Below are 19,524 nucleotides of genomic sequence, written 5' to 3'. Positions count from 1 at the left end.
CACCCCGCTCGTTTATATTTCTTCCAACCACGTAACCAAAGGATCTCCTTGAACATCGGCACGTCCACTTACCGCGATTCCGGCCTCGAATTTGCGCCCAACTTTCTCATCGGGTCAGCGACCGCCTCCTATCAAATCGAAGGTGCCACCGAGGCCGACGGTCGCGGGGCATCAATTTGGGACACTTTCAGCGCCATCCCCGGGGCAATCGTGAACGGCGACACCGGCGCAATCGCGGATGACCACTACAACCGGCTCGAGAGCGATCTCGACCTTATGGCATCGCTCGGACTCGAGGCGTACCGTTTCTCGATCGCGTGGCCGCGCATCCAACCGCTGGGCTCCGGCGAGCCTGTGCAGGCCGGGCTCGAGTTCTATGGACGTTTGGTTGACGGCCTCATTGCCCGCGGCATCCGCCCCATTGCCACTCTTTACCACTGGGACCTGCCGCAAGCGCTGGAAGATGTCGGAGGGTGGACCTCGCGAGAGACTGCCTACCGTTTCGCCGAATACGCCGCAATTGTGGGCGCCTACCTCGGCGATCGAGTGGACTGCTGGACCACGCTCAACGAGCCGTGGTGCAGCGCCTACCTCGGCTATGGTTCAGGAGCACATGCTCCCGGCCGCATGGAACCGCTCGCCGCTTTGCAATCGGTTCACCACCTGCAGTTGGCCCACGGCTTGGCGTTGCAGTCGTTACGCAAAACGGTGACCACCGATGCTCAGTACTCGGTCACGCTGAACTTCCATGTTCTGCGGGGCGACGACGCGACCTCCCCCGAAGCTCAGCGCCGCATCGATGCTCTCGCCAACCGAGCATTCACCGGTCCCATGTTGCGGGGCGAATACCCGGCAGACTTACTCGAGGACACTGCGGAGATCACCGACTGGAGCTTCGTGCTGCCGGGAGATCTGGAGATCATCCACCAAGACATCGACTTTCTGGGCGTCAACTATTACTCCACGGCTACGGTGCGGATGTGGGATGGCGCGTCGCCGAAAGAGAACGCGGACGGCCACAAAGATGTTGGCGGTTCGCCTTGGCCGGGCAGCGGTCACGTTGAGTTTCTGAAACAAGCAGGCCCGTATACGTCGATGGGGTGGAATATTGCGCCGGATGGTCTGGAGGAGTTGCTGGTTTCCCTCAGCGAACAGTTCCCCGAAATGCCGCTGATCATCACTGAGAACGGAGCCGCATTTGAGGACACTGTGGTGGATGGGGCGGTGCACGACGCTGAGCGCGTCGATTATTTGCGTCGCCATTTCACCGCCGCTCATCGGGCTATCGAGCGTGGTGTGGACTTGCGTGGGTATCTGGTGTGGTCGTTGCTCGATAACTTTGAGTGGGGCTACGGGTACAGCAAACGGTTCGGCATTGTGTATGTCGACTACGACTCTCAAGAGCGCGTCGTGAAGGACAGCGGTCTGTGGGTGAAAACTCTGATTACTGAGCACCGTATTCCTGAGTAGTTAGCAGGGTGCGCCGCCACTGGGCTGCACGACTCTCGACGCTACGATTAACGTCACCGCCGCCCACGAAAGGCAATGATGACGAACGACACGGATGTTCCCGCCGTGGCACCGCCAACGTTGCTGGCGGTCGCGCAGCGCGCAAAGGTTTCGCGTTCGACTGCGTCGCGGGTGATCAATGGTTCTTCGCAGGTAACCGAGGAGGCAATCGCTGCTGTCACTAATGCGATTAGCGAGCTGAACTATGTGCCGAATCGCACAGCGCGCAATCTTGCCAAGCGCACGACTCAATCCATTGCGATGGTCATCCCCCAGCAGACATCAAAGTTCTTTGCTGACCCCTATTTTGCGGCGGTGATTCAGGGGGCGGCGCTGCACATGGCGACGACGGATTACACGCTGACGTTGCTGATTGAATCGGATGATGATCCGGCGAAGACGCGTCGGTTTCTTGAGGGCGGCAATGTTGATGGCGCCCTGATTTTGTCGCATTACACCCGTGATGCGGATTACGTGTCACTTTCCCGCGCTCTGCCAGTGGTATTCGGTGTTCGACCTTTGAGCTCCGATGACGGACCATTTTCTGTTGTCGATGTCGACAATGTGGATTCTGCAGTTCTTGCGACCCAGCACTTGGTGGATTGCGGGCGCGCTCGGATTGGGATGATCGGTGCACCGTTGGGCATGTCGGCTGGTCTTGATCGCACGGAGGGGTGGCGTTCGACACTTGCGCTCGCCGGGCTTGCCGAGGGCCCATTCGAGGAGGGCGATTTGACGCCCGCTGGCGGCGCTGCGGCTATGGTGCGAATTCTCGATCGGGGGGATTCGATCGATGGGTTGGTGGCGGCTACCGCACAAATGGCGCATGGTGCGGTGGGGGTTTTGAAAGAGCGTGGTGTCGCGATTCCTGGGGATATCGCGGTGGCGACGATCGACAACAATTTCTTTTCGACTAGCGCGCAGCCGCCGTTGACATCGGTCGACTTGAATACGGATGCCAAGGGTGCGGTGATGGCGGAGACGCTATTGCGGATGATCGCTGGCGAGACTGTAGAACGGTTTGTGCCAATTCCGATCGAGCTCATTGTGCGCGAATCGACGGTCGCAGGGGTCTGAGTTTGCTCGCAGCTGCGTGTACTGGCGCCTGCGGTTAGCTGAGACTGGCTGCTCTAGCAGCCGATGCCGGAGGGGTTGGCGATGCAGTCTTGGTCGACGAGCACGGTTGTTGCATGTCCGGCTGTTGCGGTGAGGGGCGGGGCGACGATGGTGAGGGTGCCGACGACGTTCTGCCAGCTGCTGCCGGCGACGCGGTATTCGGCCGCGTAGGTAACGGCGAGTGTGATCGTGTAGTTGCCGGGTTCTTCAAACACGTGGCTGGTGGGGGTTGGGTCGAATTCGGCGATCTTGTTCTTCGCCCAGGTCTTGCCGGGAGTGCCGAGGCTGGCGGTGGTGCCGTCGCCGTAGTCCCAGTTGTAAACGACCGGGGTGAATCGCACTTGGGCGGTGCCACCGAATAGGGTGCCGTCGACGACATGGGCGGAGGCGTTGGCGTAGAAGTTGGTGTCGAGACCGACGATCATCCACTGGTTGGGTTGCATGCCCGCAGTGGTCGTCTGTGGGCGGAAAGTGGCGATGTCGGAGATAGTGATCGGGCCGGTCTCACCATCGGCGTCCTCGGCCGGCGGGGTCCAGGGTAAGCATTCGAGGCGTTGGATATCGCACCAGGCTTCCTCGACACTGTCGAAAGCAGGATCCTCAACCGGGATGTAGGCGGCACCTTCGGTGTCGTATCCGGTGTCGGTTCCTGCGCCATATTCGTAGCCGCCGGAGGATCCCCCGGTTTCTCTGGTGCCTTCGATATCGACACCCCCGGCTCCAACTGAGGCAACAGCCTGACAATCTGGGCTGCCGTTGAGCTCGGCACCTGCTTGACAGGTACGCGACGCGGATAGGGCTATCTCGGTGGGCAAAGCCGGAATGGCCATCAGGACTGCGGCGGCCGCAAAGGAGAATATTTTCAACACTCGGCGTCGTCCCACACCTGCCGGTCAGACAGCAACAGACTTCCGGAATCAGGCGAAAAATCGAAAGTGAGTTGCATCGTTCGAGGGGGAATGTCATCTTCCCTCACACGCTCACCACCTTCATCCACAAGGAATGCATCCGAGAGGTCTTCGCATACGTAGATCGTTATTACCTCGCTCGGAGAAGCATCACGCGAGTAACGCTGCAGTACCGCCTGATCAAAGGTTATGTCTGCGGTCGAGCGCTTTCCCTCGGCCGCAATTTGTGAATAGACGTCGATAGCGTCAGACAACTCCGCCCCGGTCGCGACAGCCTCGAATGCGGGTGTATCGACATCACCCGTCCTCAGTGCTTTGTTGACCGCGGACACGTACTCCGCATACGCCGCCTCGGCCGCCGCGAGCGCTTCTTCGTCAGTCGCGTAGGGCGCGACGAAAGTGGCTGTGGGCTCGGGTAAGGGCGTCGTCGTATCGGCGGGCACGCATCCGCTCAGTAGCGCTAAGAGGAGCACGCCGCCCGATACACGTACGAGGTTCGGTAGCCGCATATACCGACGCTAGGCATCGCCGACGTTCTGGGCGCTCATCTTTCCACAGCCAAAAACAGAAACAGCCCCGGCAAGTGGTTAGGCTTGCGGAACAATGACAGTCACTGGATCTTGGGAACGCGCCGCCAATGGCGCCATGCTGCTCGGCGCCGACGGGCAACTGAGCCAAACAATTTTTGCCGAGATGTCGGCCCTCGCCGTTACCAGCGGCGCCATCAACCTAGGTCAGGGCTTTCCTGACGAAGACGGCCCCGCCGAAGTGTTGGATGCCGCCCGCAAAGCAATCAGCGACGGTGCTAACCAATACCCACCAGGCAACGGTTTTCCGGTGCTGCGCAATGCGATCGCCGAACACCAGGAACGCTTCTACGGAATCGAACTCGACCCTGACACTGAAGTTCTTGCGACAGCCGGCGCCACCGAAGCGCTAGCGGCAACTATCCTCGCGCTGACCAACGAGGGCGATGAGGTCATCACCCTCGAACCGTTCTACGACGCCTACGGCGCCATGATCAACTACGCGCGCGCCACCCATGTGACGGTGCCACTGCGCTCCCCCGACTTTCAGCCCAACCACGACGACATCCGCGCCGCCTTCAGCGGGCGCACTCGTCTCATCATCCTGAACAGCCCGCATAATCCGACCGGTGCTGTGCTTGATCGCGAAACACTCGAACTGATCGTCGAGCTCGCTCACAAATACGACGCACTCATCGTGACCGACGAAGTGTACGAACACATCACCTTCGGCTTCGAGCACATCCCCGTCGCAAGCCTGCCGGGTGCGTTCAACCGCACCATCAGCATTTCCAGCGGCGGCAAGACGTTCAACACCACCGGCTGGAAGATCGGCTGGATCACCGCGCCCCAGCCCATCCTGCAGGCCATCATGGCGGTGAAGCAATACCTCACCTACGTCAACGGTGCTCCACTGCAACACGGCATCGCCGCAGGCCTTGGGCTCCCCGACAGCTACTTCGACGAGCTCGCCAACGGCCTTGCCCGCAAGCGCGACACCCTCGGCGCCGGGCTGCGTAATGCCGGCTTCGACGTGAGCACGCCCCAAGCTGGCTACTTCATCATTGCGGATGCCGCACCCCTCGGAGTCACGGATGCCGCCGAATTCTGCCGCCAACTGCCCGAACTCACCGGAGTCGTCGGAATCCCCGTCACCGCGTTCGTGCACCCCGCCAACCACGGCGACTACAACACACTCATCCGCTTCGCCTATTGCAAACAGACCGATGTGCTCGACCGGGCTGCAGCTCAGCTCTCAGGGATGAAGCTGCGTCACTAGCGAACGACGGTCAAGATTTCTGCACCATCGTCGGTGATGGCGATCGTATGCTCGCTGTGAGCCGTGCGGCAACCGGTCGCACTGCGTAAGGTCCAGCCATCGGCATCCGTCACCAGCTCAGCAGTATCGGCCATCACCCACGGTTCCAACGCCAAGAGCATCCCAGCGCGAAGCGGATACCCTCGCCCTGGCCGTCCGTCGTTGGCAACGTGCGGATCTTGGTGCATTGTCGAACCGATGCCGTGACCGCCGAATTCCATGTTGATGGGATACCCGGCCTTGCTGAGCACGGTACCGATCGCATGTGAAATGTCGCCAATCCGGTTGCCGGGTCGCGCCGCCGCAATGCCCTCAGCGAGCGCCCACTGCGTGACGTCGATCAGCGCGAGGCTCTCTGCCGGCTGCGACTCCCCCACGACAAAACTGATCGCCGAGTCTGCCGCGACGCCATCGAGAATCACCGCGAGGTCGAGAGTAAGAAGGTCGCCCTCGGCGAGCGAGTAGTCGTGCGGCAGTCCATGAAGCACCGCGTCATTCACCGCTGTGCAGATGTAGTGCCCGAACGGACCACGCCCGAACGACGGTGCATAGTCGACGTAGCACGAGGTCGCGCCCGCCTCCAGGATCATCGACTGAGCCCAATGGTCGATCTCGAGCAGGTTAGTGCCGACCCGTGCTCTACCCTTCAAGGTCTGCAGAATGTGGGCGACCAGAGCCCCCGTCTCCCGCGCGCGAAGCAACTCTCCGGGGCTAAGAATTTCGATCATTGACGCCTCCACACCAGAACACTTCGAATAACTATACCGGCCATATTATCCCGGTATAGAATCGACGCATGGTCCGATTGCCGCTCTCCCCCTCTGAAGTCGAACGCGGAAAACGCCTCGGCATGGCGCTCCGGCGTGGGCGAGGTGCGCGGTCGATCCTCGACACCGCCCTCGCAGCTGGCATCTCCCCCGAGACTCTTCGCAAGATCGAAACAGGTCGCATCGCGACCCCAGCATTCCCCACCATCGCGGCCGTCGCCGATGCTATTGGGCTATCTCTCGATGACGTCTGGGCCGAAGTTCGCGAGCCTGAACAGCGGCGCTCGGCCTAACGCTCCTCGAGCGGGTGCACGCCGTAGCGGCGCAGCGACAGTGCCGGGTTCGTGGCCCGCACCTCGTCTAGGCGAGCGAGTTCGATGTGGGCGACAGCAACATCCGTGCGCTCCCCAATCGTGACAAGCTCGACGCCCATCGGGTCGACGACCATGCTGTGACCGACACCGATTGGCGGGGCATGATCGGCTGCCGCAAGAAAAACAGTGTTCTCAATCGCGCGGGCGGTAAGCAGCGTGCGCCAGTGGTATTCCTTGAGCGGGCCGCGCACCCACTCGGCAGGCACCACAATGAGGTTGGCTCCGGCATCCACCAAACGGCGTGACACCTCCGGAAAACGGATGTCGTAGCAGGTCTGCAAACCGACAGTGAAGCCCTCCCACGAGAACGTTGTCGGCTCGCTGATCGACCCGGGGATGACCCAGTCTGATTCACGCTGCCCGAACGCATCGTAGAGGTGTTGCTTGCTGTAGGTCGCGACGATTGCACCGGTGGGAGCAATAGCGACCAACGTGTTCCAGAAGCGGTTATCTTCATCGCTCGACTGCAACATGCCCGCAGCGAGATGAATGCGCAACCGTTGCGCCAGCGAGGTCAGCGCCTGCACGAAAGGGCCATCGAGCGGCTCGGCGGCGGTGACCCAGTCTTCGCCCATAGTGGCCGTGAAGTACGACGAGTACTCCGGGAAAACCACAAAGCTCGCGCCGCGCTCGACGGCGCGCTCAGCAAGCTCGGTGATCTGCGCGATGTTTTCATCACGGTCAGAGCCGGGCACGAACTGGGCAACAGCAACGGTCGAAGCGGGAGTCATGACACCAGCCTACGACCCCGCCGCAACAGCCAGCCGGGAACCGTCGGAGAAACGGCTACGCGCCGCCCTCCGCAATCTGCTTGCGATACGGCAGCAGCGCGGCCTTCATGCCAATTCCGAGCACGCCTACGAGACGGCCGTCGCGATAGTAACCGACGGCAGCCTGGTCGCTGAGGTCTCCCTCAAGGACGCGGATGTCGTCATCCGACACCAGCCCCAACAGACCGTAGGCCTGCAGCTTGATCTCGAACTGGTTAGACCAGAACGACGGCACCGGAGCGAACGGTTTCGCCACTACATCAGCGAATGATCCGTCGTCGGCAAGGTGTGCTGCCAGCACGGCACCAGCACGCTTGCCGGTGTCGGTCGGGATGTTCCAGTGCTCGACGCGACGCGGAACGTCATCGAACATGGGGTTCGGGAAGCGAGCAATATCGCCCACAACATAGACGTCATCGAGAGCGATTCCATCGGTCGTGACCGCGCGCATCGCGTTATCGGCGAGCACCCCATCCGAGACATCGAGGTTCGTTCCCTCAAGCCACTCGATGTTGCAGTGCGAACCAACAGACTCGATCACGACATCAGCCTCAAGAACGCGGCCATCGCTCAGCTCAACAGACTCGACCGAAGCCTCGCCGTTGATCGCCGCAACAGTCACGCCGGAGAAAATCTCTACGCCCTCTTCGGTAAGACGACGACGCATCTCCTTCGCGACGAGGTCACCCAACGGACGCATCATGGGCTCAGCACTCGGCGTGACAATCGTGACCGAGCAGCCCAGCTTGCGAGCGGTGGCGCTCAGTTCACAGCCTAAGAAGCCTGAGCCGACGACAACAACGCGCGCGCCCTCGGTGAGTTCGGCGCGCAGAGCCATCGCGTCATCCAGCGAACGGACAACGTGACGCCCAGCGATCGGGGCAAAATCCAACCGGCGAGCGCGCAAGCCCGTCGCGATAACCAGGGCACGCCACTCCTGCACAGAGCCATCGTCTGTGGTGAGAGTGTGCGCATCGAGATCGACCGCAGTTGCCCGCACCCCGAGCATCCACTCAACATCACCCATTTCGGCACGCGACGGGAACGCCACAGCCTCGTGAGTCACGTCCGTGGCCAGCACCTCTTTCGACAGAGGCGGACGGTTGTAGGGGGCGTGAAGTTCTTCACCAACCACGCGGATCGCACCGGTGTAGCCCGAACGACGAAGAGACTCCGCCGCGCGCAGCCCACCCATCGCCGCACCGACGATAACAACCGGTGCGGCGGGGTTAGCCTCAGCCACTATTCGACGATTCGAATGGCCTGCATCGGGCACACATCAACTGCGGCTTCAATGTTGTCGCGCTCCGAGTCGGGCGCTTCGGCCACATACTCAAGCTTGTCGTCGTCGTTGAGCTTGAAGTTGTCAGGTGCCTCAAACACGCACTGGCCGTAGTGCTGGCACTGGTTCATGTCGACTTCGATTTTGATCATCGTTTTTCCTCAACTTTCGACGGGTAGAGATCTTTCGACGGAGTTCGAATGCCTCGGAACTCCCAGTCGCCACCCATTGCTGTCGACATTACCTCTTCGCTCTCGGTGGGTTGTGCCCCCACGTCGGTTCGGATGGCAGTCGGGCCCGTAACGATACGGTTCGTGAGCTTGCCGAGGCCTTCAACTTCGACCTCAACAACGTCGCCAGGCTGAACCGGACGCGAGAACGCGGGAGTTCCCGAGAACAGCATGTCACCGGGGCTCAACGTGATGGTGCGTGCAATATCGGCCACGAGGTAGTTCATGTCCCACTCCATATTGTCGGTGTTGTCGTCTTGCTTGACCTCACCGTTCACGATGGTGCGCAACTGCTTGCCGCGGAAATCCCAATCCGTAACGAGACCGGGGCCAACCGGGGCGAGCGTGTCGCTGCCCTTGACGCGCAGCATGGAACCGGCATCCGTGTCCCGGAAATCGTGCAGACCGTAGTCATTGCCGATCGAATAGCCGGCGATGTAGTCGCTGGCCTGCTCGGGCGAAACGTTGCGGCACGTGCGGCCGATAACGATGACGATTTCACCCTCGAAGTTCAACCACTTGCAGCCTTCGGGCCGCACAACATCACCCTTGTGGGTGTTGAGAGCAGTGACCGGCTTCTGAAAGTAGGTCGGTGCCGCCGGCAGCTTGGTCATGAACTCTTCGGTGCGACTCGCGTAGTTCAAGTGCACGGCGATGATCTTGCTCGGCTCGGTCGGCGGCAAATGAATGGCGTCGTCGACGCCGACCTCGCGGCCGTCGCCCGCAACAAGAACGTCACCGTGGCGCGTTACCTGGGTCGGGTATCCATCAAGAAGTATTCTGCGGAGTTCAGTCACGAGAGAGAACCACATCCTTTGCTGCTGGGAAGCCACCTTCTGGCTTCGGGAACCACACGTGAACCTGACCGGTACCGATGGAGTTTTCGTAGTCGCTGTACATCACGCCGGGGGCGGTGCAGGCTTCTTCGCCGATGGCACCCGCCGTCATGAGCCAGTGACCAAACATGGCCTCGGGGCGAACCTTCTGGAACGCGGGCATCGTTTCCAACACCTGGGCGTGGTCTCCAGCCTTGAACCAATCGAGACGTTCGTAGTCTGCCTCGCGGGCAGCATCCGAGAAAATGTGGGCCGGGTCGGCCATCTCGTGCTTGCGTAGATCACGCAGCTTATAGAACGTGTGCGAAAGCGCACCGGAGGCGAGCAGGATGACGCGGCGGTCGCTCTTGGCAATCGCTTCGCCAATCGCGCGCCCCGCACGCAAGAAGTCTTCATCGGTGGCGGTCTGACAAATGGAGACGCTCACCCACTTCTTGTCGGGCAAGCCCTTGCCGAGGTACTCCCACAGGTTGATCGTGGCGTACATGATCGGCAAGTACTCGTCGTCGATCGGGGTGATCCAAGTGCCGTTCTTTTCGGCCTGTTCCCCCATGAGCTTCGCGAGCTCCGGGTCGCCGATGAAGTCGTACGGCACACCGCTCATCCCGCGAGGAAGTTCTTCTGACGTGAACTTGCCGTGGCGACGCTCGTGCGCCGTAACGACGAATTCAACCGTGGTCGCCCAGTGGCTATCGAGCACGACAACAGTGTCGTAATCGTCATTCTCGAAGTAGTCCTTGCGGAGTCGTTCGAGGCCTTCAACGAGCGTTGAGTCCTTGCCCTCATTGAGTTCCATGCGGATCTCTTTGGGCAACATGATCGTAGGTACGTGGGCGATCAGCCCAGCGCCAACTACTTCTCCCATGACTATTCCTTCCATCCGTTAGGTGCGAACACCGTGTTCTTAACATCTGCGTAGAAATCAAACGACCAAGTGCCGCCCTCACGGCCAACACCCGACTTCTTGGAGCCACCGAACGGTGCGCGCAAGTCGCGCACGAAGAAGCAGTTGACCCAAATTGTGCCGGCGACAAGCTGCTTGGTGATCACGTCGGCGTGCTCGCGGTTGCCTGCGACGAGGATGGCGGCGAGGCCGAATTCGGTTCCGTTGGCCATCGCGACGAGTTCTTCGTCGGTCGTGAAGGTTTGCATTGTCAGCACCGGCCCGAAGACCTCCTGAGTAACAATCTCGCTTCCAAGCGCAGGGTTCTTGACGAGCGTGGGCGTGAAGTAGAGGCCGCCGAGCTCAGCGTTCGGTCCACCGCCGAAGAGGATGTCTGCTCCGCCCTCCTTGGCACGATCGACGAATCCCTTGATCCGCTCGAAGTGCACACGGTGAACCTGCGGCCCGATGTCGGTCTCGAGGTCGCGAGGGTCACCCTGACGCAGGGTCTCGACCTTCGCTTGGAATGCTGCGGCAAAGGCATCCGCAATATTTTCGTGAACGAGGATGCGTGTGCCCGAGAGACAGACCTGACCGGCGTTGTCGTACTGCTCAACGGCGAGGGTTGCGGCGAGTTCGAGGTCGGCGTCTTCCATAACAATGCACGGGCTCTTGCCACCGAGCTCAAAGCTGCACGGGGTGAGGTTGTCGGCTGCGGCGCGAGCGATCGACTTTGCGGTCGGCACTGAACCGGTGAACGAGATGCGGCTGAGGTCGGGGTGCTCCACGAGCGAGGCACCCGCTTCTTTTCCGTAGCCCTGCACCACGTTGAAAACTCCAGCGGGAAGGCCAGCTTCAACGGTGATATCCGCGAGAAGGGATGCAGTGAGCGGCGTCCATTCGGCCGGCTTCAGTACGACTGTGTCGCCTGCCGCGAGCGCCGGAGCAATCTTCCAGGTGGCGAGCATGAGGGGTGCGTTCCACGGCGTGATAAGCGCAGCAACTCCCGAGGGATCCCACGAGACGTGGTTGTTGTGGCCACGAGTTTCGAAGTCGGGATGCCCGAGGTCGTTCACAAGGTAGTCAGCGAAGAACCTAAAGTTGTGGGCCACTCGCGGCATGACGCCGCGCAGGTGGCTGCGCAGGAGCGCACCGTTGTCCATCGTTTCGACGTTGGCGAGGTCGCTGACGCGCTCTTCGACGAGGTCGGCGATCTTATGAAGGATTGCTGCACGGTCTTTCGGGCTGGTGGCAGCCCATCCGGGGAATGCTGCACGGGCTGCGGCGACAGCCATGTCGACTTCGCGCTGGCCTCCGCGGGAGATTTCTCCGAGGGAGCTGGCATCGATGGGTGACACGTTGGTGAAGGTGTCGGCGGAGGCGACGCGCTCTCCGTTGATGAAGTGCCGCGTATCGACGGTCACTCCTGCTACTTGAACGTTGGTCATAGTGTTCCCGTCTCGAATCGCTCGCCGTTAAGTCATTCGGATGCTAATGACTTACCTTAGCGAGTGATTCGACCCCAAACAAGCGTTAGGGGGAACCGACCACCAAAAAATCTGGGTTGGCTAGTTTTTGGGCTCCACGCCCGCGGTGATCACGCGCAGCATCTCGGCCAGCTCTTCGCGCTTGCTGGGATCGACAGGGCCAGTGACGGCCTGCTCTTGGAGGTTGAAGGCAGGAAAGAGCTCAACCATGAGCTCGCGACCACGGTCGGTGAGGTTCACCACCACGAGGCGGCCGTCGGTGGCGCTCCGCTCCCGAACAAGCCAACCGCGACCCTCCAACGTGGTGAGCACTCCCGTGAGAGTGGCCTTGGAGAAGCCGCCCTCGAGTGCGATCTGGCGCGTCTCGATGGGCTCCCAAATCCAGGTGACCCACAGCACCACGAAGGCCGTCCACGACAGGTTGTGCTCAGAAAGCACGGTGCGCTCAAAGTGATTGCGCACGGCATTAGCGGCGCGAAAGAGGTTCGAGGCAACCGCCATAGCGGAGTAGTCGAGCGGCAAGCCGCCGACCTTCGCCTGCACTTGGCGTTCAGTCTCAGTCAGTGTGTGTGGTCCGGCCACGGAGGGTCCCCTCGCTCGCGTTTAGCTGCGGTTACTCTATCTAACCCCCGGCGTTCAGAAAGTTTTTATGCGCATCGTTCGCAGAATCGTGCCGGTGTGGCATATTGTTTGTATCCAAACAACCCACGGAGGATTGAGTTGACTTCAATGGCGAACGTCACCCTGGCAGACCTAGATCTGTTCGAGAACGGCACACCCTGGACCGTGTTCGACAAGCTTCGAGCAGAGGCACCCGTGCACTGGTCAGAAGAACCGGCACCCAACCACGGCTTCTGGTCACTCACGCGCTACCACGACATCGTTTCCGTGCTGCGAGACACCGAAACATTCTCCAGCGAACGCGGAACCGTCAACCTCGAAGAACTCGATGCCGACCAAATTGAGGCTCGCAAGTCGATGCTCGAGACCGATGGTGTTCGTCATCGCGCGCTTCGCCGTCTCATGCAGGGCGAATTCACGCCTCGGGCTGTCGCCGGCTACGAGACCTTCCTCCGCGGTCTCACCGCCAGCACTCTTGATGCGGCATTCGCGAACAAAGAATTCGAATTTGTCGACCAGGTCGCCGCTGACTTCCCCATCCGCGTGCTCGCCAAAATGCTTGACGTGCCCGATACAGACATCTACAAGCTCATCGACTGGGGCAACCGGATGATCGGCAACGACGATCCGGAGCACGCTGATGTGTTGGCCACCTCCGCCGAGAGCGAGCAGTACCGGCTCTTGCCGTTCCGCTCCCCTGCGGCACTCGAAGTCTTCGAATATGGCAACGCCCTAGCCAACGAGCGCCGCGGCAAAGATGGCACCGACCTCGTGTCGCGCCTCGTCAACCAGACGCCAATGGATGGCAAAGCACTCAGCGAGCGCGACTTCAACAGCTACTTCTTGCTGCTCGTGGTTGCCGGCAACGAGACAACCCGCCACACCATCACGCACTCCATGAACTACCTCATGGATAACCCCGACCAGCTGGAGCTATTGCAAGAAAAGCCCGAGCTAATCCCGTGGGCCGTCGAAGAGTTCCTGCGCATGGCTAGCCCCGTGTATCACTTCCGTCGCACCGCGACGAAGGACACCGAGATCAACGGTCAAGCCATCAAAGAGGGCCAGAAGGTCGTCACGTGGTTCGCTGCTGGCAACCGCGACCCCGAAGTGTTCGAGAACCCCTACACGATGGATGTCACCCGCAACCCCAACGAACACATGGCCTTCGGTCGCGGTGGCCCGCACATGTGCCTCGGAAACTCTCTGGCACGCCTAGAGATCCGTATTATGTTCGAGGACCTGCTGCCCCGAATCTCCGGAATGACGAAACTCGGCGAACCTGATCGACTGCGCAGCAATTTCATCAACGGAATCAAACGACTCCCGGTAAGCGTCGAACTAGCAAAGTAGGCACATGAGCGAGGTAGTTGCATGAGCGAAGTTCGGCCACAAGGCAGACCGCACGCAGTATGGGGCGACGAGACTGAAGTAGTACAACTCGCCCTCGACTGGACCGCCAAGAGAATGGTCCGCAAAACTGACCCCCTGTCCACCGCTCGGCCCGCGGCCGAGTTGGCGGCAGAGGTTGGCGAAGCGATCCGTCCCGAAGGCATTGGCGGCGCAGAAGCACTGCGTATTTTTGACGAGATTCTTGAGCCGGCAACTCGTGCTCAAGATGACCCGTTGAACCTCGCTTACATCGCGGCCGCGCCCACTCGCGCAGCAGTCGCGTTTGACCTCGTCACCAGTTCTGCCAATATTTTTGGCGGCCTCTGGGAATCGGGTGCTGGCGCGATCTTCGCCGAGAACCAGGCCCTGCAGTGGATCATCGGGCTGCTCGGCTGGCCGGAGACCGCTGGCGGCACGTTTGTTTCCGGCGGCACCTCAGGCAACCTCTCAGCGCTCATGACGGCGCGGGAAACCGCCAAGATGCGTCGCGGTGGTCGCCCCGCCGGCGGCTGGCAGCTGGCTTATACCTCCAACGCCCACTCGTCGATCAACTCAGCTGCGAAAGCACTCGACGTTGACAGGGTCGACGTACCCATCGATAACCGCGGCCACATGACCGGGGCAGCACTGCGGGCTGTTCTTGAACAGTCACCGAACGTGTTTGCTGTGGTGGCATCCGCTGGCACCACCAACGAAGGCCTCGTTGACGACCTCTCCGACATCGCTGACGTCTGCGAAGAGTTCGGGGTATGGATGCACGTCGATGGCGCCTATGGCGGTGCGGGGCTAGCCGCCCCGAGCATCCGCCACATCTTCGACGGTGTTGAACGGGCTGACAGCTTTATCGTCGACCCGCATAAGTGGCTCTTTGCCCCCTATGACTGCTGTGCACTTGTGTATCGCGAGCCCGAGTTGGCTCGCGCCGTGCACTCCCAGCACGCCAGCTATTTGGATGCCATCGACCGCAGCGAATGGAACCCCAGCGAGCTCGCCCTGCACCTTTCGCGACGCGTGCGCGGACTTCCACTGTGGTTCAGTCTCGCCACCCACGGCACCGACAAGTATCGGGACGCGATCGAAGCCTCCGTGACAACCGCCCGTGAAGTCGCTCGGGCGATTGAGGCGACCGACTATCTCGAACTCGTGCGCGAGCCCGAGCTTTCGGTACTGCTGTTCGTGCGCACCGGGTGGACCGCCGAACAGTATTCGGCGTGGTCAAAGCAAGCGGCGCACGACGGCGTCATCCTGTGCGTTCCGACCTCGTGGCGTGGCCAAAGCGTGCTGCGGCTCGCGTTTGTGAACCCCGACACGGAGACCAGCAAGGTGATGGCAGCGCTAGAAACGCTGCGATAACAGACGCCTGAGGTAGTTTTAGGCCACGGCGATGAAGCCGACCGGTGCACGAAAGGGGTGACGAGATGAACACAGCTGTTTCTTTGACCGAATTGGCGGCAACAGAATTAGCGAGTGCTGTCGCGTCGAATAACGGGCGAAGCGCGCTGACGATCTGCGGTGGCCGGGACGCGAAACTGCGACAGACGTTGATGGCACTGCGCGCCGGCGAGGGCCTCTCCGAGCATTCCAGCCCCGGTGAGGCGACCCTGCAGGTGATCGTCGGCCATATCGCTTTACGATCGTCCGACGAGTCATGGGAGGGCAAGCCAGGCGACCTGCTCCCCATCCCCACCGAGATTCATGCCGTGGATGCGCTCGAAGACTCCGTGATTTTGCTCACGGTCGTGAAAGCGCAGTAGGCCCGCTCGCTAGCCATGTTCGGCAAGCGAGTGCAGCCGGCGAGCGCTGGCTAGCCGAGCTTCGCTATGCGGTCGAGGAAAGCATCCACGAGTGCGGCCGTGCGCTGACCGGCGACGGCCTCTTCGGCGCGAGTTTGTTCGAGCATCACCGCGGCGTTTTGACCATCGGCGGTCACTTCATCGATGCCGCCCTGATCGAGCCACCCCTCAAGAATCGCGGCGTTGAGTTCTGGATGGAACTGCACGGCCAGACTGCGCCCATAGGTAAACGCTTGGGGCGCTACCGGATTGCGGGCGATCTCAACGGCGCCCTCGGGCATCGTCCACTGGTCGTAGTGAAACTGGAACCAGGGGCCATTCGACACCAGCGAGGTGTCGTCGCTGTAGATCGCTGTCCACCCGATTTCGGCTTTCTGACCGCGCGCTACCGTGCCACCGAGAGCGCGAGCAATCAGCTGGCCTCCGAAACAAATACCGAGCACCGGGATGTCCGCCTCGATGATAGTGCGGACCCACTCGAGCTCTGGGGCCAACCACCGGCCGATGCACGCGTCATCCCACGCACCCCACGGCGCTCCCATCGGAATCACGAGGTCGTACTGCGACGCATCCGGAAATTCAAATTCAACGTTCGGGTTATCGAAATTCTGCTCGGTGACGACCATGATCTCGTCGATCGCAAAGCCGCGTTCCCGCAGTCGATCACCGACTGGGCCGCTCGCGGTGACGTGATCGTGTTGCACCAGGAGAGCTCTCATCTGTGTACCTTTCGGGTTAATTTCTGGCGATGAGTAGACAGCCACACCGCTGTGTGCCTTAGTATCGCACTAATCGTTCAGTGCCGAACGATTTATTTTTCGGAGGAAGAATGACTCTCGACATAGCAGCACTTCAAGCGGACTTGCAGGCAAAAGGGATCGATGTTCTGCGACTGATTTTCCCGGATGTGCTGGGAATCACCCGCTCAAAAGATCTTCTCGTCAGCCAATTGCATCGCACGAAGTCTCCGCTATTTTGCCAAGGCGTGTGGGTAACAACCACGGGCGGCGGCGTGCTCGACGGAAACGACATCATGTCATCCGGCCTTCCCGACCTCCTCACCCAGATCGACCCCGACACGCTCACGATGATGCCGTGGGAGCCCGGCGTTGCCCTCGTTATTGGCGATGCGTTCAACCCCGACCACAGCACCAGCGACGTCGCACCGCGTTCGGTACTGCAGAACGTGATCGCAGAATATGCCGCCCTCGGTCTCACCCCGACCGTCGGCCCCGAGCTTGAGTTCTACATCGCCAACCACGACGACGAGAACGGGTGGAGCCGCAGCCTCAGCCGCACCGGCCGCGTCTACACGACCGGCGAGCACGTCGACCCCGGTGGGCAATTCCTGAACCTCATGCGCATGCTCGACGGCATGGACATCGGCGTCTTCGCCGGCAACCACGAATTCAGCCCCTCGCAGTACGAAATCAATCTCTGGCACAGCGAGGCACTGGATGCCGCCGACCGCACCTTCCTCTTCAAGACTGCCGTGCGCGACATCGTCGCCCGCACCGGCAAGCACGCCCTCTTCGTCGGCAAGCCCTGGGACGACGAAGGCGGCAGCGGCTTCCACCTGCACTTCTCCGTCGTCGACAGTGACGGCAACAACATCATGTCGGATGGCGGCGCTGGGCTCTCAGAGACCGCCAACCACATGATCGGTGGAATCCTCGCCCACGCCGGATCACTCGCAGCACTCTCGAACCCCACCGTCAACGCCTACAAGCGCCTCGGCCCGGACACTCTGGCCCCCTACCGCGCCAACTGGGGCCACGACAACCGCAGCGCAATGCTGCGGGTACCGCCCGAGCGCGGCGCGGGCACGCGACTAGAAGTCCGCCTCGGCGACCCGGCCGCGAACCCGTATCTGCTGATCGCATCCACTCTGGCTGCTGGCCTTGATGGCATCAAGCGCAAGCTCACGGCACCCGCAGCAGTCGCAGGTTGGGCCTACGAGGACGAGTCTGCACCGATCTTGCCGATGACCCTCAGCGCCGCCCTAGACGCTCTCGACGCCGACACGGTGATGCGCGAGACCCTGGGCAGCACTGTGATTGATGTCTTCAGCGTGCTGAAGCGCGATGAAGTGATGCGCTACGAAGACTCTGTCGCCGACAAGACGACGCGTGATATTAGCCAGTGGGAGATCGACGAGTACTTCGCCGACTACTAAGCCCCGCTCGAGTGGAGCCTCTGGCGCGGACTCGGTTGGTGGGTCGGCTCCGGCCTAACACCGGTCGCTCACTCTGCAGGTGCGATGTCACGCCCTCGAATGATGCGCTCAACAGCCTCGACGACTTCCACTAGCGGAGCCGACGCGTCAATCACGTGAGTTGCTCCAATGCGCAGCAGGGGTTCGACGTCACGAATTTCCTGCTCGACTTTCGAACGCTCGGCAGGAGATTTTCCATAGTCATTCGATGTTCGGGTTCGGAGCCGCTCGAGGATTACGGCCTGCGGTGCGGTGAGCAGAACAACGGCATCGAAGCGGTGATAGAGCTGGCCCTGATTTGCCACGGTGCCCTGCACAGCCAGGGGGCGATCGCGTGGCCGGTCGAGCAGCGCTGTCATCCGTGGGATGCTCCACAAGGGCTCACCGTCGACATCCTCGATCCAGTTTCCCTCGTCGGTATCGACAGTGTCGATCCCGCGCTGACGGAGCGCGGCCAACACGGTCGACTTACCCACGCCGGACATCCCCGTCACCAACATTGCCCGCAGGCGCTCAGCTGTCATGCGAACAGTTTCTCAGACGACGAAAGGCCTCGCTGGAATAATCCGCTCGGCGATGGGGTCGCGAAGCCGTCGGGGCGCAGAAGAGCCCCGCCGAAGTTCTCGGCGGGGCTCTTCTGTGCGGTGAAGGAACTTAGATCGCGTTCGAGCGGTCCTCTACGAGTTCGCCACCGTTGAAGGTGACACCGATCTCACGGTAGTAGCCGCCGAGGATTTCTTGCACGGGCAGGATCGAGTGAAGTTCATCCCACTGCGAGTCGCCCAGGTGCAGCTCAGCGTCACCCTTCCAGGTCTCGCCAATTTCAACGTCGGTGCCACCCATGGTGATGAGCTGGTCAAGCGACATGCCGGCATCCTTGCTGATGGAGGGCATGAAGCGGCTGTGCAGCATCTTGTGGCCGTTGACGAAGCCGTTGCTCTCGGCGGGTTCGCGAAGAGTGACGACGGCCGACGCGAGCCGGTGATCGTACGCCGCGATGGAGGCGCCGAATTGGCCACCGTTCTCGAGCTTGGGGGTTGCTTTGCCCGTGTTGAAGACTCGAGTAACGGCAATGTTGCCGAGCTTCTTGGGGTAGCCCTGGAACCAACCGCGGCCGATGGCGAAGTCTTTGTTGACCCAGATGGCGACGCAACGGCTGTACACGATGCCCTTGTGCGAGCAACGCACCACCATGAAGGCTTCGAGGTATTGAGCGCGAACAGGGTCGAGCAGTTCGAGGCCGCCTGTGCTGCAGGACTGCCAGTCTGCCCACACGATGGCAACAGCGCCAGGCTGCTCGGGGGCGAGGTCAATATCGTCGGGGAGGATCGCACGTACGTTGGCTGGATCGGTCAGATACTCGACAGTGAGCAGCGTTCCCGAGTAGTACCAGGGCATCTTCGGCACGAGCGAACTTGACCCTTGAGGGGTGAGTGGAGGAAGAAATCCGTTGAGTTCGGTCATGCGCCAGAGTGTAGCCCAAAACAGTTCGTATC

21 protein-coding genes are annotated in these 19,524 nt (G+C 61.1%); 8 read left to right on the top strand and 13 right to left on the bottom strand.

Annotated features, from left to right (window positions below):
* Nucleotides 1-54: 54 nt before the first annotated feature.
* Both I6E56_RS13325 and I6E56_RS13320 read left to right on the top strand, forming a co-directional pair.
* Nucleotides 55-1,470, top strand: a complete 1,416-nt coding sequence (locus tag I6E56_RS13325; RefSeq protein WP_197139054.1) for a GH1 family beta-glucosidase — start codon at nt 55-57, stop codon at nt 1,468-1,470.
* A gap of 78 nt (nt 1,471-1,548) precedes the next feature.
* Complete coding sequence (locus tag I6E56_RS13320) at nt 1,549-2,586, top strand: LacI family DNA-binding transcriptional regulator (protein WP_197138975.1); 1,038 nt, start codon at nt 1,549-1,551, stop codon at nt 2,584-2,586.
* A 53-nt stretch (nt 2,587-2,639) separates the two neighbouring features.
* Here I6E56_RS13320 and I6E56_RS13315 read toward each other — a convergent pair whose 3' ends face one another.
* Together I6E56_RS13315 and I6E56_RS13310 are read right to left on the bottom strand one after the other, a co-directional pair.
* Entirely contained in the window at nt 2,640-3,494 is an 855-nt protein-coding gene (locus I6E56_RS13315; RefSeq protein WP_307842860.1) for a PKD domain-containing protein, read from the bottom strand.
* Nucleotides 3,488-4,042, bottom strand: coding sequence for a hypothetical protein (locus I6E56_RS13310; protein ID WP_197138974.1), 555 nt, complete (start codon nt 4,040-4,042; stop codon nt 3,488-3,490). The genes I6E56_RS13315 and I6E56_RS13310 overlap by 7 nt, the downstream gene beginning before the upstream one ends.
* A 94-nt stretch (nt 4,043-4,136) precedes the next feature.
* Between I6E56_RS13310 and I6E56_RS13305 the strand changes: the two genes are divergently transcribed.
* Nucleotides 4,137-5,339 carry an aminotransferase class I/II-fold pyridoxal phosphate-dependent enzyme gene (locus I6E56_RS13305; RefSeq protein WP_197138973.1) on the top strand — a complete coding sequence of 401 codons (1,203 nt, stop codon included), beginning with the start codon at nt 4,137-4,139 and terminating at the stop codon, nt 5,337-5,339.
* Here I6E56_RS13305 and map read toward each other — a convergent pair.
* Nucleotides 5,336-6,106, bottom strand: coding sequence for a type I methionyl aminopeptidase (map, locus tag I6E56_RS13300; protein ID WP_197138972.1), 771 nt, complete (start codon nt 6,104-6,106; stop codon nt 5,336-5,338). The two genes, I6E56_RS13305 and map, sit on opposite strands and share 4 nt — an antisense overlap.
* A 68-nt stretch (nt 6,107-6,174) precedes the next feature.
* On the opposite strand from map, the gene I6E56_RS13295 reads away from it, so the two are divergent.
* Nucleotides 6,175-6,438, top strand: a complete 264-nt coding sequence (locus I6E56_RS13295) for a helix-turn-helix domain-containing protein (protein ID WP_197138971.1) — start codon at nt 6,175-6,177, stop codon at nt 6,436-6,438.
* Here I6E56_RS13295 and I6E56_RS13290 read toward each other — a convergent pair.
* From I6E56_RS13290 to I6E56_RS13260, 7 genes are all read right to left on the bottom strand, one after another.
* Nucleotides 6,435-7,250, bottom strand: coding sequence for a carbon-nitrogen hydrolase family protein (locus I6E56_RS13290; protein WP_197138970.1), 816 nt, complete (start codon nt 7,248-7,250; stop codon nt 6,435-6,437). The genes I6E56_RS13295 and I6E56_RS13290 overlap by 4 nt on opposite strands.
* 55 nt (nt 7,251-7,305) lie before the next feature.
* Entirely contained in the window at nt 7,306-8,532 is a 1,227-nt protein-coding gene (locus I6E56_RS15370; RefSeq protein ID WP_197138969.1) for an NAD(P)/FAD-dependent oxidoreductase, read from the bottom strand.
* Nucleotides 8,532-8,723, bottom strand: coding sequence for a ferredoxin (locus tag I6E56_RS13280; protein ID WP_009774276.1), 192 nt, complete (start codon nt 8,721-8,723; stop codon nt 8,532-8,534). Before I6E56_RS13280 ends, I6E56_RS15370 begins: the two co-directional genes overlap by 1 nt.
* Complete coding sequence (locus I6E56_RS13275) at nt 8,720-9,598, bottom strand: fumarylacetoacetate hydrolase family protein (protein ID WP_197138968.1); 879 nt, start codon at nt 9,596-9,598, stop codon at nt 8,720-8,722. The genes I6E56_RS13280 and I6E56_RS13275 overlap by 4 nt, the downstream gene beginning before the upstream one ends.
* On the bottom strand, nt 9,591-10,502 hold the full coding sequence (locus tag I6E56_RS13270; RefSeq protein ID WP_197138967.1) for a catechol 1,2-dioxygenase: 912 nt from the start codon (nt 10,500-10,502) through the stop codon (nt 9,591-9,593). The genes I6E56_RS13275 and I6E56_RS13270 overlap by 8 nt, the downstream gene beginning before the upstream one ends.
* Nucleotides 10,503-10,504: 2 nt before the next feature.
* A complete protein-coding gene (locus tag I6E56_RS13265; RefSeq protein ID WP_197138966.1) occupies nt 10,505-11,968 on the bottom strand; it encodes an aldehyde dehydrogenase in 1,464 nt (487 codons plus the stop codon).
* Nucleotides 11,969-12,088: 120 nt separating this feature from the next.
* On the bottom strand, nt 12,089-12,589 hold the full coding sequence (locus I6E56_RS13260; protein WP_197138965.1) for a MarR family winged helix-turn-helix transcriptional regulator: 501 nt from the start codon (nt 12,587-12,589) through the stop codon (nt 12,089-12,091).
* A gap of 147 nt (nt 12,590-12,736) precedes the next feature.
* On the opposite strand from I6E56_RS13260, the gene I6E56_RS13255 reads away from it, so the two are divergent.
* The 3 genes from I6E56_RS13255 to I6E56_RS13245 all read left to right on the top strand — a co-directional run bounded on the left by I6E56_RS13255 (nt 12,737) and on the right by I6E56_RS13245 (nt 15,774).
* Entirely contained in the window at nt 12,737-13,981 is a 1,245-nt protein-coding gene (locus tag I6E56_RS13255) for a cytochrome P450 (protein WP_197138964.1), read from the top strand.
* Nucleotides 13,982-14,002: 21 nt separating this feature from the next.
* Complete coding sequence (locus I6E56_RS13250; protein WP_231606628.1) at nt 14,003-15,373, top strand: aminotransferase class V-fold PLP-dependent enzyme; 1,371 nt, start codon at nt 14,003-14,005, stop codon at nt 15,371-15,373.
* 65 nt (nt 15,374-15,438) lie between these two features.
* Complete coding sequence (locus tag I6E56_RS13245) at nt 15,439-15,774, top strand: cupin domain-containing protein (protein ID WP_197138963.1); 336 nt, start codon at nt 15,439-15,441, stop codon at nt 15,772-15,774.
* Nucleotides 15,775-15,824: 50 nt separating this feature from the next.
* Here I6E56_RS13245 and I6E56_RS13240 read toward each other — a convergent pair whose 3' ends face one another.
* The gene (locus I6E56_RS13240; RefSeq protein WP_197138962.1) at nt 15,825-16,532 is read right to left on the bottom strand and encodes a type 1 glutamine amidotransferase; all 708 of its coding nucleotides are present in this window, start codon (nt 16,530-16,532) and stop codon (nt 15,825-15,827) included.
* Between the two features lie 110 nt (nt 16,533-16,642).
* Between I6E56_RS13240 and I6E56_RS13235 the strand changes: the two genes are divergently transcribed.
* On the top strand, nt 16,643-17,989 hold the full coding sequence (locus tag I6E56_RS13235; RefSeq protein WP_197138961.1) for a glutamine synthetase family protein: 1,347 nt from the start codon (nt 16,643-16,645) through the stop codon (nt 17,987-17,989).
* A gap of 68 nt (nt 17,990-18,057) precedes the next feature.
* Here the strand turns inward: I6E56_RS13235 and I6E56_RS13230 are convergent, their stop codons facing one another.
* Nucleotides 18,058-18,552 carry an AAA family ATPase gene (locus I6E56_RS13230; protein WP_197138960.1) on the bottom strand — a complete coding sequence of 165 codons (495 nt, stop codon included), beginning with the start codon at nt 18,550-18,552 and terminating at the stop codon, nt 18,058-18,060.
* 130 nt (nt 18,553-18,682) lie between these two features.
* Entirely contained in the window at nt 18,683-19,492 is an 810-nt protein-coding gene (locus I6E56_RS13225; protein ID WP_197125366.1) for an acetoacetate decarboxylase family protein, read from the bottom strand.
* Nucleotides 19,493-19,524 lie beyond the last annotated feature (32 nt).

Source organism: Salinibacterium sp. NK8237 (assembly GCF_015864955.1).
GTDB lineage: Bacteria > Actinomycetota > Actinomycetes > Actinomycetales > Microbacteriaceae > Rhodoglobus.
The sequence above is the reverse complement of the archived record's forward strand: the minus strand, read 5'-3'. Positions and strand labels throughout refer to the sequence as shown.